The 12,579-nt window shown below is 61.8% G+C and carries 12 protein-coding genes and 1 pseudogene; 3 read left to right on the top strand and 10 right to left on the bottom strand.

The window, feature by feature from the left end:
• Positions 1-168 precede the first annotated feature (168 nt).
• The 3 genes from C2L66_RS25865 to C2L66_RS25855 form a co-directional block, all read right to left on the bottom strand.
• The gene (locus tag C2L66_RS25865; RefSeq protein WP_201001572.1) at positions 169-1,296 is read right to left on the bottom strand and encodes an alpha/beta fold hydrolase; all 1,128 of its coding nucleotides are present in this window, start codon (positions 1,294-1,296) and stop codon (positions 169-171) included.
• Between the two features lie 149 nt (positions 1,297-1,445).
• Positions 1,446-2,051: a hypothetical protein gene (locus C2L66_RS25860; RefSeq protein ID WP_060605668.1), complete on the bottom strand. Its 606-nt coding sequence runs from the start codon at positions 2,049-2,051 to the stop codon at positions 1,446-1,448.
• Between the two features lie 70 nt (positions 2,052-2,121).
• Positions 2,122-3,216 carry an NmrA family NAD(P)-binding protein gene (locus C2L66_RS25855; RefSeq protein WP_060607176.1) on the bottom strand — a complete coding sequence of 365 codons (1,095 nt, stop codon included), beginning with the start codon at positions 3,214-3,216 and terminating at the stop codon, positions 2,122-2,124.
• A gap of 232 nt (positions 3,217-3,448) precedes the next feature.
• Here C2L66_RS25855 and C2L66_RS25850 point away from each other — a divergent pair, with 232 nt between their 5' ends.
• A complete protein-coding gene (locus C2L66_RS25850) occupies positions 3,449-3,979 on the top strand; it encodes a winged helix-turn-helix transcriptional regulator (protein ID WP_054933845.1) in 531 nt (176 codons plus the stop codon).
• Between the two features lie 164 nt (positions 3,980-4,143).
• On the opposite strand, the gene C2L66_RS25845 is transcribed toward C2L66_RS25850, so the two are convergent.
• Positions 4,144-5,085, bottom strand: a complete 942-nt coding sequence (locus C2L66_RS25845; RefSeq protein ID WP_060605671.1) for a LysR substrate-binding domain-containing protein — start codon at positions 5,083-5,085, stop codon at positions 4,144-4,146.
• A gap of 81 nt (positions 5,086-5,166) precedes the next feature.
• Here C2L66_RS25845 and C2L66_RS25840 point away from each other — a divergent pair, with 81 nt between their 5' ends.
• Positions 5,167-5,565: a nuclear transport factor 2 family protein gene (locus C2L66_RS25840; RefSeq protein WP_176056893.1), complete on the top strand. Its 399-nt coding sequence runs from the start codon at positions 5,167-5,169 to the stop codon at positions 5,563-5,565.
• A 72-nt stretch (positions 5,566-5,637) separates the two neighbouring features.
• On the opposite strand, the gene yghU is transcribed toward C2L66_RS25840, so the two are convergent.
• From yghU to C2L66_RS25820, 3 genes are all read right to left on the bottom strand, one after another.
• Positions 5,638-6,510, bottom strand: coding sequence for a glutathione-dependent disulfide-bond oxidoreductase (gene yghU, locus C2L66_RS25835; RefSeq protein WP_054933848.1), 873 nt, complete (start codon positions 6,508-6,510; stop codon positions 5,638-5,640).
• A 327-nt stretch (positions 6,511-6,837) separates the two neighbouring features.
• Positions 6,838-8,478 (bottom strand): chaperonin GroEL, encoded by a 1,641-nt coding sequence (groL, locus tag C2L66_RS25825; protein ID WP_054933849.1) that lies wholly within the window; start codon positions 8,476-8,478, stop codon positions 6,838-6,840.
• Between the two features lie 13 nt (positions 8,479-8,491).
• Entirely contained in the window at positions 8,492-8,782 is a 291-nt protein-coding gene (locus tag C2L66_RS25820) for a co-chaperone GroES (RefSeq protein WP_060605676.1), read from the bottom strand.
• A gap of 282 nt (positions 8,783-9,064) precedes the next feature.
• Between C2L66_RS25820 and C2L66_RS41475 the strand changes: the two genes are divergently transcribed.
• Positions 9,065-10,348, top strand: coding sequence for an acyl-CoA dehydrogenase family protein (locus tag C2L66_RS41475; RefSeq protein WP_060605679.1), 1,284 nt, complete (start codon positions 9,065-9,067; stop codon positions 10,346-10,348).
• On the opposite strand, the pseudogene C2L66_RS41825 reads toward C2L66_RS41475, so the two are convergent.
• From C2L66_RS41825 to C2L66_RS25800, 3 genes and pseudogenes are all read right to left on the bottom strand, one after another.
• A pseudogene (locus C2L66_RS41825) lies at positions 10,343-10,477 on the bottom strand (nitroreductase family protein); the annotation flags it as partial. The gene C2L66_RS41475 and the pseudogene C2L66_RS41825 sit on opposite strands and share 6 nt — an antisense overlap.
• Positions 10,478-10,544: 67 nt before the next feature.
• Entirely contained in the window at positions 10,545-11,372 is an 828-nt protein-coding gene (locus C2L66_RS25805) for an ABC transporter permease (RefSeq protein ID WP_060605682.1), read from the bottom strand.
• The gene (locus tag C2L66_RS25800) at positions 11,365-12,555 is read right to left on the bottom strand and encodes an ABC transporter substrate-binding protein (protein ID WP_060605684.1); all 1,191 of its coding nucleotides are present in this window, start codon (positions 12,553-12,555) and stop codon (positions 11,365-11,367) included. Before C2L66_RS25800 ends, C2L66_RS25805 begins: the two co-directional genes overlap by 8 nt.
• Positions 12,556-12,579 lie beyond the last annotated feature (24 nt).

The following is a 12,579-nucleotide window of genomic DNA, read 5'->3' as shown; positions in this document are numbered from 1 at the left end:
GACCGGTTGCTGGATTGGTGTTTCCGGTAAGAGCAACAAGCTGTGCGGTGCGATACTCCCTCCGACCTGGCTCGGCTAGTAGGTGCCACTGGCCGAGCGTTCAATGGATCGCTCGGTTGTGTCTCATCTTAAACTTGGTCGTCGCAGATCCATCCGTTGTAGAACGCGTCATGATCCGGCTGAATCCGGAATCGCCCGGGCGTCGCCATGGCTTGCCTGTGAGGATCTCTCGCCCAGCCATTGCATGAATTCGCCTACATGCTGCGCCCAAAGGTCGGGACGGGTCATCGTGAAATGCCCCGGCGACGACGGCGTGCCCTGCTGCACCACGTACCGGCCATGCTGAAGCGTCGGCACGACCCGTTCGAGAACGCGCAGGGTGTCCGGGTTGAATTCGTCGTCGGAGAAATTCAGGGCGAACAGCTTGGCCTTGATCCTGGAAAGTCCTGGCTCGGGATCGTAGCTGAACGATGACTTGAGCGAATAAAGAATGTCGTTCGCGTCGACATGCTCCGCCTGAAAGCGGGTGGTCGCGAGAAACTTGTTCGCCGCCGCGCCGTCTGGAATTTCCTGCTGTAGCGCGGGCGCACTGTCGATCATCATTCGCAACACCCCGAAGCCTTCGATCCAGCCGCGGGGCGTTTGCGTGTACTCCCCGCTCTTCCACTCAGGATCGGAGCGGATCGCGTCGATCACCATGCGCCGCCACAACAGATTGCGGCCCGAGACCGTGATCGGTAGCGAGACCACGGGCATGACGCCGTCCATCATGTCGGGATAGGTTTCCGCCCATTGCCACGCGTTCATGCCGCCCATCGACATGCCGAGAATCGCATGAAGATGACGGATGCCCAAGGTCTCGGTCACCAGCTTGTGCTGGAGATCGACGATGTCACCATAATCGTAGTTCGGAAATTTCGCCCTTAACCCGTCACTCGGTTTGCTCGACTGGCCGTGGCCCACATTGTCAGGAAAAATCAGGTAGTAGCGGTTCGCGTCGAGCGGACGCCCTGGATCGAAGAGTGCCTTTGTGTAAGTCGGACTCAGCAGCGTTCGACTGTCTGCGCCGGTCCAGTGCAGGACCAGAACGGCGTTGTCGACGGCACCCTGGTCGTTGCGATGCGGCGTGCCGAGCGTTGCATAGTGGATTCTCAACCGGGGCAGCGTCTCGCCGTCCCGGAACCGGTAGTTGTCGAACCACGCATCGGCCTCAACCGCCGTTGGATTCGCGCGCTGGTCCCACGGCGCTGCCGCTTCACCGGCGGAGGCGGCCGACGGGCTGCCCGGTTGCGCCAATGCGCTAGCTGCAAACGATGAGCCGCACAGCAGCAAGCCGAACAGCACGCTGGCTGCGGCACAAGTACGACGAAATTTCACGTTGATTTCCTTCTGATTGAATAAGCGGTTTTGCACGGGGGCCGCTAGTGCCGGCGCTTCGGCAAACTTCACCCCACGTTCGAGAGGCCTGGGCGGCGGCGCAGCAGGTCGAACGCCATGATGTGGCTCGCTCCTGAAATCCCGACGCCGTAGAACGGGATCAATGCCATGGGCAGCGTCTGGATGCCGGACATGCGGGGATCGTTGAGCAGGAAGTAGGTCAATCCCGTACCGACCGCCACGACGAAATCTGCGAACCCGAACAGGTGGAAGATCAGATACCGGTTGCGGGTTTTCGGCAGCATCGTGACGCCGAGCGCCATCAACCCCGCGATGAGATCCCCCCATCCCGCGTTCCTGACGAAGGCTTCCGGCAGGAGATCGTGCGCCCCGTACCAGAAGAACACCAGCGCGGCCGCGATCCGCCAGATATGAAACGCCGTCAGCGTTCTTAGCCCGATGTTCGCGATGTATGCTCGAAAGCTCCGGGACATCGAATAAACGGCAACTGGCGCCACGATGCCGAGGGCAATGAGGCTCGCGAGCCCCAGCGGGTAGATCGCTCGATAAGCGCCGGCTTCGGCCGCCGCGGCAACGGCTAATCCCCAGACGATCAGCACACCCAGCAGGACGCCCGTCCCGCCGTTCTTCCGGATTTCAACTATCTGATTCATCTCCAGTATCAATTAGGTTAACTAACTGTTTGATCGACTTCCTGATATCTGCGGGACGTGATGCGGGAACCTAGAGCGCGCCTTTTCTGCCGTCTTCGGACAGCTTCAGGAGCGGCACCGACTTGAACAGGACGTCGGGCTGCACCCGCTCCCAGAGACTCCCTTTGCCTTGCTGCCGGCCACGCTCGTCTTCGCGTCGAAGCCATTGCTCGACGCTCCGGATGCGGTTCGGATGGATTTCGTCGAGTAGCGCGTAGTCGCGGCGGATCACGCCGTGCTTCCAGATGTTCCAGAACCCGGTGAAGTTGTCGCGGAAACTCATCGTGCTCTTGTCATTCGGGTCCGCGTTGTATCCGGCGGGCAGGTTCGCCGCCATCTTGAGCGGGCCGTTCCAGTAAGTGTCCAGATCCGTGTCGATGTAGCGCGCCGGATGCCCGGTCACCCTTTCGAACGCATCGGCCAGCTTTGCGTACTCGACGTGCTCGATGGCGACTTCGAGATCCATGCCGTTCGCGCGCTCCGGATGATCGAACAGCCAGCGCGCGTAGTAGCCGCAGTCCTCCAGCGCGACATGTGGCACCGCCCCGTCGCCGAGCGGCACGCGCCAGGTGACGACACCGTCCTCGACGAACGGCGTCATTGGCGTCATCGCGGAAATCGCCATCTCCATGTACGGCCCGGTGGTGAACACGGCCGCGCCCATGCGGTCCCGGTTCGTCTGGTTCTGGAACAGGATCCATTCGCCTACGCGACCTTTGCCGTCGTAATGGCCAGTCCGAAAGCGGGAATCGTTGCCAGCCTTTTTGAGCGCGTAGTCGAGGTTGCCGTAGACGAAGAATTTGATGCCTTCTTCCAGAGCGATTTCGTAGCAACGCATTGCCCAGTAGATCTCCGTTTTCTCGCCGGTGTTGAACCCGTCCAGGTTGACGTACGCACCGTCGCAACCGCGCATGCCCGCCCGCAGAACGGCTTCGTCGGCAAACGTGCCTTTCAGGATCGATACGTTGCCGAGTGCGAGCAGCGCCCTGGCGCGCCGGGAATCGGGGTCTCGGCTCAGGGCGCGAACGGAATACTTGCCGTCCGCGACGAGCGCGCTGATGACAGGCAGACCCTGCGCACCTGTACCGCCGATGACGAAGATTCTGGAAGTGGCGTGGGGAGGCATGATGGTTTCCTTGAGTTCGATACGGCGGACGCCCACCGACGACGGAGGTCGGCAAGTGGGTCACTAACTCTTATGATAAGAGTTAGTGACCCACACGACAAGAACTTTTCGGCGCTTGAACAGGGAAGGCGGCGGGCCACTTGCGTGAAAACGTATCGTCGATGTCCGCGTGGCTCTTATAATGAGACTCACCCCCGGCGACGATTGCCGAGGCTAATCAGGGAAATGGCTCATGCGCTCGAAGGGTTTTGACGGAATGGTGTGCCCGATTGCCGGTGTTATGGCGGCGATAGGCGACCGATGGGGCTTGCTGATACTGCGCGACCTGGTCTGCGGCTTGAGCCGTTACGACGAGTTCCGCCAGTCGTCCGGCATAACCAACGCAACGCTCAGCGACCGGCTCAAGCATCTGGAGGCCAACGGCCTCGTTGAGCGCAGGCGCTATCAGGCGAATCCCGAGCGATTCGAATATCTGCTGACTCACAAAGGCTGGCAGATCGCCCCCGTGATGCCGGTACTCGCGCAGATTGGGGACAGTCTGGAAGTTTCCGGAGCCTCGGCGCCTCCGATGAAGTTCGTGAATCGAAAGACAGGGGCCGAGGTACGGTGGAGCTTTATCGATCAGGAGACGGGGGAGCAGACCAACCCGGCGGATCTGGAGATCCAGGCAGGTCCCGGCGCGGACGAGTCGGTCCGGTGGCGGCTGTCGCAAGGTAATCAACGTCGTCAGAAGGCAGACGGAAACAGATCTCCCGCGAAATAGATCGTTTGAATGAGTGCGTTGGTTCCCGCGCTGGTTCGGGATGAGTCGTTTCCAGGAGAACTACTATCGGGACGGCTTTGACGGCTGCGAGAACGGCGGAACAGGGGCGGTCGCGTGCCGCCGACGGTCTCGTCGCACGACAGGACTGCTTTCCTCGATAACAATCACGCTTCCTGCGCAAGCCGGAACAGGACGTCAGCGAGGGCGCGAATCTTGGACTGTGCGGCTCGTTGGGAGGGGTAGACGACGAAGTACGACAAGCCGTTTTGCGCCACGTCGATAAAAGGCGTCACCAGTGTCTTTGCCCGCAGGCGGTCCCTCGCCATCCGGGGATCGCCTATTGCAACTCCATGCCCTTCCGCCGCAGCGGTGAGCGTCAATTCGAGGGTATCGAAAACGAGCCCACGGTCCGCGTCGATGTGCCGTGCCCCGACGCTGTCCAGCCAGCATCGCCACTCCTCGTGGCCGCGCCCGGGATGGAGCAATGTGACATCTGCAAGGTCGGCTGCCGAGCCAAGCGATGCGGCCATTTCGCTTGTGCACATCGGTGTGAGGTGCTCGGCAAACAACGGAACCGCGTCCATACCCGCCCACTGCCCGGTTCCACGAACAACGATGGCGTCGACGTCAGGCGTGGTGAAATCCGGCGTGTCGTCCGCGGATGTGGAGATGCGCAGTTCTGTTCCAGGCAACGCGTGATGGATGTCTGCCAGCCGCGGGAGCAACCAGCGAATTGCGAATGTGGACGGCAACCGCACGGTGACGACAGACGCTGTGCTGGCGTGAATGTCTGCGTGTTGAACCAGTTGCGTGAGTACGCTTACGGCCACGGTCAACAGTTGGCTTCCTTCCGCCGTCAGCGTCAGCCCCGACGCGTGGCGCACGAAAAGTGCACACCGGTAGTGCGCTTCCAGCTGCTGGATCTGCCGGCTCACCGCGCCCTGCGTTCGACACAGATGGTCAGCGGCTTTGCTGATGCTCCCGAGTTGCGCCGCGGCGACGAATGACTGGAACGCTGTCAGCGGCGGCAGCGCCCGCGTGAGGTCGGCTAATGGATATGCATGGGTTGCATACCCGGGTTGCGGATTTTTCGATTGTTCGGTCATCGGTGCATCGCTATCGTGCCTGCATCGGATGCGCGTCCGCTCGAACGCGCGGAGTTGTCAACGAATGATCGGAGAATGAAGATGGACTCATCGTCGGAAGCACTATACACGCGGCAGGTTCGCAACTATCTCGGCGAGTTGGAGCGCGGCGATGTCGCGGCGATCTGCGCGTTGTTCACGCCGGACGCCCAGATCTTCTCGCCGTTTCTCGGCTGGATGCGCCCTGCGCCATTCTTTGCGAAGGTCAGCGCAGCGTCTGGAGAAAGCAGAATAACGCCTATCGACATCTGCGTTAGCACGACGGGAGCCCGACGTGCGACCGGATACTTCGTCTATGACTGGGGGCTAAAAGATGGGACCGCGGTGCGTTTCGAGTGCGTCGATGTTTTCGAATTCGACGACGATGGGCTCATCGAGCGGATGGTCATCGTCTACGATACCCATCCGATTCGCAGCACGGTCGGTGACAAATACGCGTAGCTCACGGCTTGACGGGATTCGCGCCTGGATTTGCGAGGACCGTTGCTACAACGCTTCTGTCAGATGCCCGGCCTAGGATCTTGTTCGCTTGTCTTCCGTGCGTGCTTCGAAATCGCTTGCGTCATGACGCTCGTGAAGTTGCGTCGCGGGGTCGCCATAGACGCGATTGACCATACGGCCGCGCTGGACGGCAGGCCGTCGATAGATTTCGTCTGCCCATCTCTGAACGTGCTTGTACTCATCCACGGACAGGAATTCAGCTGCATCGTATAGCCATCCTTTCGCAAGCCCGCCGTACCAGGGCCAGACGGCGATGTCAGCAATCGTGTATTGATCGCCTGCGAGGAATCGATTCTCCGCAAGTCGCTTGTCCAGTACATCCAGTTGGCGTTTCGTCTCCATTGTGAACCGGTTGATTGGATATTCCATTTTGGTCGGCGCGTAGGCGTAGAAATGTCCAAAACCGCCTCCGACGTAAGGGGCGCTGCCCATCTGCCAGAACAACCAGGACAGGCATTCAGCACGTTGTGAAGGGTCGCGAGGAATAAACGCGCCGAATTTCTCCGCGAGGTACAGGAGGATCGCGCCTGACTCAAAGACGCGCACGGGTTCGGTGCCACTGCGATCAACGAGGGCAGGAATCTTGGAATTTGGATTTGCCTCGACGAATCCGCTTCCAAACTGCTCACCGTCAGCGATTCTGATAAGCCATGCATCGTACTCGGCACCGACATGGCCTGCCGAGAGGAGCTCCTCCAGCATTACGGTGACCTTCACGCCATTTGGCGTCCCGAGCGAATACAGTTGAAGGGGATGTCTGCCGACAGGCAGCGCTTTCTCATGCGTAGCGCCTGAAACCGGACGATTGATACTGGCGAAACGCCCGCCGTTTTGCTTGTCCCAGCTCCACACCTTTGGCGGCACAAATTCAGACTGATCGTTCATTCCCTATCCTTATCGCAAAGCGCACCATCAGGAGCTTAACAAAGCGACGGAGAACCTGCCGACGGTCTGTTCATGCGATCAGCGGCCCGCGGGACATTCAGGCGGCTGTCACGGCGTCACGGGCAACGCCCGTTTCGGTGGCGCATTCAACGGCTCGATCGCGAAACTCGCGGCCGCATGCGCCTGTGAAGGCGGTGATCTCCGACCTCGGAAGGGACAAGGAGAGCAATGGCGGCCTGTTCGTGTTGCAAGACGGCGCCATCACGATACGCGCGGCGTTTTTGGCGCTGACGCTTCACAGCGTCAGCGCACTCTCTCAACCGTGCGTCAGAAGTCGAAGCCAGGACCACCCGCGCCCGGACCGCCCGGCGCAGCAGCGGGCGCTGCGTCCTTGGGCGCTTCATGCACGGTGGCGTCCGTCGTCAGCAGCAGGCTGGCCACGGATGCCGCATTTTGCAGCGCGGTACGCGTGACCTTGGTCGGATCGACGACACCCGTTTCGACGAGATCGCCGTACTGACCCGTGGCCGCGTTGTAGCCGTAGTTGCCCGAACCTTCCGCGACCTTGGCGACGATTACGCTCGCTTCCTCGCCTGCATTCGCGACGATCTGGCGCAGCGGTTCTTCGAGCGCACGGCGCACGATGTTGATGCCGGCATTCTGGTCGGCATTCGCGCCCTTCAGCTCGGCGATCGCCTGCTTCACGCGGATCAACGCCACGCCGCCGCCCGGCACGATGCCTTCTTCGACGGCCGCGCGCGTAGCGTGCAGCGCATCGTCGACGCGATCTTTCTTCTCTTTCACTTCGATCTCGGTCGCGCCGCCCACCTTGATGACGGCCACGCCGCCCGCAAGCTTCGCCACCCGTTCCTGCAGCTTCTCGCGGTCGTAGTCGGACGTTGCCTCGGCGATCTGCGCGCGAATCTGCTTCACGCGTGCCTCGATGTTGACTTTCTCACCTGCGCCGTCGATGACCGTGGTGTTCTCCTTGCCGACCTCGATGCGCTTGGCCTGGCCCAGTTCGGCGAGCGTGGCTTTTTCGAGCGTCAAGCCGGTCTCTTCTGCGATCACCTGGCCGCCCGTCAGAATCGCGATGTCTTCGAGCAGTGCCTTGCGACGGTCGCCGAAGCCGGGTGCCTTGACGGCCACTGTCTTCAGGATGCCGCGAATGTTGTTCACGACCAGCGTCGCGAGCGCTTCGCCTTCCACGTCTTCTGCGATGATCAGCAGCGGGCGTCCCGACTTCGCCACCTGTTCGAGCACGGGCAGCAGATCGCGGATGTTCGAGACCTTCTTGTCGTGCAGCAGGATGAACGGCTCTTCGAGCACGGCGAGCTGGCGGTCCTGATTGTTGATGAAATACGGCGACAGATAGCCGCGATCGAATTGCAGGCCTTCGACCACGTCGAGTTCGTCGGCCAGCGACTTGCCGTCTTCGACGGTGATCACGCCTTCCTTGCCGACGCGGTCGATGGCTTCTGCAATGCGCTGACCGATCGATTCTTCACCGTTTGCCGAGATGGTCGCAACCTGTGCAATCTCCTTGCTGGTGGTGGTCGGCTTGCTGATCTTCGCGAGTTCTTCGACGGCGGCGATCACCGCCTTGTCGATGCCGCGTTTCAGATCGAGCGGATTGAGTCCTGCCGCCACGTACTTCTGGCCTTCGCGCACGATGGCCTGCGCGAGCACGGTGGCCGTCGTCGTGCCGTCACCTGCGGCATCGCTGGTTTTCGACGCGACTTCCTTCACGAGTTGCGCGCCGATGTTCTGCAACTTGTCCGCAAGCTCGATTTCTTTTGCCACGGACACGCCGTCCTTGGTGACGATGGGACTGCCGAAACTCCGTTCGAGCACGACATTGCGGCCTTTCGGGCCGAGCGTCACCTTGACGGCATTGGCGAGCAGGTTGACGCCTTCCACCAGTTTCGAGCGTGCGTGATCGCTGAAAGCGACTTCTTTGGCTGCCATGATTGAATTCTCCTCAGGATTGAACGACCGCGACGATATCTTCTTCGCGCAGCACCAGCAGTTCGTCGCCGTCGACCTTCACCGACTGGCCCGAGTACTTGCCGAACAGCACGCGTTCGCCGACCTTCAGATCGGGTTCGATACGCTTGCCGTCGTCGCCGCGACGGCCCGGCCCGACGGCCACGATTTCGCCCTGATCCGGCTTTTCGGCGGCGCTATCGGGAATCACGATGCCCGATGCAGTACGGGTTTCCTGATCGAGACGCTTCACGATCACGCGATCATGTAACGGACGCAAACTCATCTGTTCCTTCCTTCCAGGCAAATGAAAAATGGGACTCTCGCTGGCACTCTCATGCGGCGAGTGCTGACTGAGAGCCGAGTATAAAAAGCGAGCTGTGCACGCTCCAATAATCGTTTTGCAGAAACTTAACCGGCCGCGCGAGATTAGCAATGCACGTAGCGGCGTATAGGCACAAAGGTGCGCTACGCGGTCTGGCGCATATCGTTATCGGCTTTTGTTGGTTGCAGCGCCGTGTTGGCGGCGCTTAGTCTGGAGGGCTGTGAACCTGTCCGGAGACTGTCGATGAGTACGATTCCCGCCGCCCCGCACGACGCCGCCAGCGGCGCCGACGATGCGGAACTCGACGCACGCTTTGCGCCTGTATTCGAGCGGATTGCCGCCGGCAGCATCGAGCGCGAGCAGAATCGGGAACTCGCCTACGAAGCCGTGCGCTGGCTGAAGGAAGCGGGATTTACCGCGTTGCGCGTGCCGAAGCGTTATGGCGGCAGCGGCGTGAGCCTGCCGCAATTCTTTCGTCTTTTGACGCGGCTCGGCGAGGCCGATTCGAATCTGCCGCAGATCTTGCGGCTGAATTCGGGCTTTATCGAAAGCCGGCTCGAAAGCGACGACGAAGCACTGCGCGAGCGCTGGCTGCCGAAGATTGCGGCGGGCGAAACCGTTGGTGCGGCGATCTCCGAACGTACGGGCAGCACGCACAACACCGTCACACTGGTAGCGGACAAGGGCGGCAATGGCTGGTGGCTGAATGGCGAGAAGTACTACAGCACGGGCGCGCTCTACGCGGACTGGATCGACGTTGCCGCCCATGACAGCACCGACGACGTGCGCGTGGTGGTGCGCGCGGACGCACCGGGTGTCGCGCGCATCGACGATTGGGACGGATTTGGCCAGCGTCTGACGGCAAGCGGCACGACGCGCTTCGAGTCGGTGCATGTGACAGACGATCAGCTGCTGGTGCGTTACAAGGCGTCGGAGCCGCGCCGCAATACTTCATTGACGGCGTTCTATCAGACTGTCCATCTTGCGACGCTGACAGGCATTGCGCGGGCCGTGCTGCGTGACGGCGTGGCCTTTGCGCAGGGGCACACGCGAACCTTCGGCGTACCTGGCCGCTCCAGTCCGCGTGACAATCCGCTTGTGCATCGCGTAGTCGGGCGCCTCGCCAGTCTCGCGTATTCGGCGGAGAGCATCACGGCATCGGTCGCGCGCTCGCTGGAAAGCGCCTATCAGGCGCGACTCGCGGGACACGCAACGAAGGAAACGTATATCGCGCTCGATATCGAGGCGTACCAGGCGCAGCAAATCGTGATCGAACAGGTGCTGGAAGCGGCAACGCTGGTGTTCGAAGTGGGCGGCGCCTCGGCAACCAGCGAAACGCGACGGCTGGACCGTCACTGGCGCAATGCGCGCGTGCTGGCTTCGCATAACCCGGCGATCCAGCGTGAAGCGGCCGTGGGCAACTATCATCTGAACGGCACGCCGTCCAACGAACGCTTCAGTCTCGCGCATTCGCGCAGTGAACTGGAGCGCGCAGCGGCCGGTCAAGCGGTTGCCGTCAACGGATAACTCGCTGAGAAAGCCGGGAAAGCGGTCCCCGCGTGCCGTGCCGCGACGCGCATGCACAAAGCGCCACGGTTGCGAGTTATACGAAGCGGGCGCCCGGCGCGCCGCTTCGAGGAAGGTCAGCAGCGAGGCTCAGGCGCATCCGACGTGACGGACCGGTTCACTGCGTGTCAACAACGCGTCGGCGTGATACAGGGATCTACTGATCCCGCATCGCCACATCACTCGACAGGCGCGCGGCAATGGCGCGCGCCGCGAGATCCAGCAGAAAACCCAGCACGCCGATTACGAGGATGACGGCCGTCAGCTCCGAATACGCGAGCCGGTCGCGGGTATCGAGAATCAGATAGCCGAGTCCCGCGCTCACGCCGAGCATTTCCGCAGGCACCAGCACGATCCACAAGATGCCGATAGCGAGTCGCACGCCAGTGAGCACATGTGCAGCGACGCCCGGCACATAGATATGCCAGAGCATTTCCGCGCGCGTGGCGGCGAGGCTTTCGCCAAGCTGGATCCAGCGCCGGTCCAGATGTGCGACGCCTGACGCCGTGCTCATCACGAGCGGCCACACAGCGGCGAACGCGAGCAGAAAATACACCGCACGATCGCCGACGCCGAGCGACATCACGGCCAGCGGCATCCACGAAAGGGGCGAGATCATGCGCAGGAATTGCAAGGTGGGCGAGAGCGTCTGTTCGAGCCAGCGCAAACGGCCGATGGCGAAACCCAGTGGCACGCCGACCACGAGCGCCCATGCAAGTCCGACGGCAATACGCTTGAGACTGGTCGCCACATGCACGAGCAACTGGTCGCTGGTGATAAGGGCAGGCAGGGCTTCCAGCGCGCGCTGCGGCGCGAACTGCGCGGCCATCGCGTTGTGGTCCGCGAGCAGCGTGGCGGCGAGCCACCAGAGCGCCAAGGCGGCGGCCAGGCCCGCGGCGCCGAGCACGACACTGCGCCAATGCGCGGACGCCGGCCTGCGGCTGCGTGCCGGTGACGAAGCCTCACGCACGAGCACGCTAGACAACGATCGTCTCCTTGCGGGAATAGCTGGCATCCTGACCGAACGCCGCTAGGCCGCCCGATGCTTCGATGCTCTTCTTCACGAAGCGGTCATCGACGAGATCGCTTGCGACCTGTTTCGGATCGAGCGACGCGAGGAACTGGCTCGCGCCTTCCACCTGGGTCGTTTTCAGCCGGCGCACGAGTTCTTCCGTGTAGCTTGGATACGGATAGGGCTGGAAGTCGATCCGCTTCGAGTTCCAGTCGGCGTGCTGGATCGCATGGTCGCCGAGATAACGGCCGTGATCGGCGGCCTGTGGCGCCAGCACGCGCGCGAGCAGTTGCGGTGCGTGCGGCGTGTAGTGATTCGGACCTTCCTTCGAGAGCAGCTTTGCGGCCTCTTGCGGATTGGCGCGCGTCCACAGTTGCGCCTTGACGATGGCATCGACCACCTTCTGCGACCAGGCCGCGCGCTGTGTCAGATCCTGCTCGTGCATGAAGATCACACAGCACGCGTGATTGCGCCACACGTCGCCCGTGAAACGCAGAATCTTGCCGACGTTCAGTTGCTCGGCGGCCGCATTGAACGGCTCGGCGACGATATAACCCGCAATCTGTTTCGAGGCCAGCGCGGGTGGCATGTCGGAAGGCGGCATGACGATCAGGTTGACTTCCTTCGGCCCGGGCGTACCGGAATGCTTCAGCACGGGCATGAGGCCCTGCGCGCGCAACAGGTCTTGCAGCACGACGTTATGCACCGAATACCAGAACGGCACGGCAACCGTTTTGCCGCCGAGATCCGCCACCGTGTTTACCTCGGGCGAAACCGTCAATGCCGATCCGTTCACGTGATTCCATGCCACCACCTTCGCGGGCGCCTTGCTGCCATAGCGTGCCCACACTGTCATCGGAGAAAGCAGATGCACCACGTTGACCTGTCCCGACAGGAATGCCTCGACGAGTTGCGCCCAACTGCGCAACAGCGTGGGCTTTTCCGCCCGGACGCCTGCTGCGTCGAAATACCCGTTGTTATGGGCGACGAGCAGCGGCGTTGCATCGGTGATGGGCAGGTAGCCGATGCGCACGGGCGCATCGGGATCGACGGCAGCGCGCGCGTCGAGCGATTTCAGCAGCGGCGCCGCGCCTGCGACGGTGAAGAGTGACGCGAGCTTGAGCCATTCGCGTCGTGACATCGGTACGTTGCACATGAAGATTCCCCGCTTGTGTGTGCC

The organism is Paraburkholderia caribensis (assembly GCF_002902945.1).
Taxonomy (GTDB): Bacteria; Pseudomonadota; Gammaproteobacteria; order Burkholderiales; family Burkholderiaceae; genus Paraburkholderia; species Paraburkholderia caribensis.
Note: the sequence above shows the minus strand (reverse complement) of the source record. Positions and strands in the feature narration are given on the sequence as shown.

What these genes read in the sequence shown, in the direction of transcription:
- C2L66_RS25860 (WP_060605668.1), bottom strand. Translation starts at nt 2,051, where the DNA reads ATGAATCAGATAGTTGAAATCCGGAAGAACGGCGGGACGGGCGTCCTG.
- C2L66_RS25855 (WP_060607176.1), bottom strand. Translation starts at nt 3,216, where the DNA reads ATGCCTCCCCACGCCACTTCCAGAATCTTCGTCATCGGCGGTACAGGT.
- C2L66_RS25850 (WP_054933845.1), top strand. Translation starts at nt 3,449, where the DNA reads ATGCGCTCGAAGGGTTTTGACGGAATGGTGTGCCCGATTGCCGGTGTT.
- C2L66_RS25845 (WP_060605671.1), bottom strand. Translation starts at nt 5,085, where the DNA reads ATGACCGAACAATCGAAAAATCCGCAACCCGGGTATGCAACCCATGCA.
- C2L66_RS25840 (WP_176056893.1), top strand. Translation starts at nt 5,167, where the DNA reads ATGGACTCATCGTCGGAAGCACTATACACGCGGCAGGTTCGCAACTAT.
- yghU (WP_054933848.1), bottom strand. Translation starts at nt 6,510, where the DNA reads ATGAACGATCAGTCTGAATTTGTGCCGCCAAAGGTGTGGAGCTGGGAC.
- groL (WP_054933849.1), bottom strand. Translation starts at nt 8,478, where the DNA reads ATGGCAGCCAAAGAAGTCGCTTTCAGCGATCACGCACGCTCGAAACTG.
- C2L66_RS25820 (WP_060605676.1), bottom strand. Translation starts at nt 8,782, where the DNA reads ATGAGTTTGCGTCCGTTACATGATCGCGTGATCGTGAAGCGTCTCGAT.
- C2L66_RS41475 (WP_060605679.1), top strand. Translation starts at nt 9,065, where the DNA reads ATGAGTACGATTCCCGCCGCCCCGCACGACGCCGCCAGCGGCGCCGAC.
- C2L66_RS25800 (WP_060605684.1), bottom strand. Translation starts at nt 12,555, where the DNA reads ATGTGCAACGTACCGATGTCACGACGCGAATGGCTCAAGCTCGCGTCA.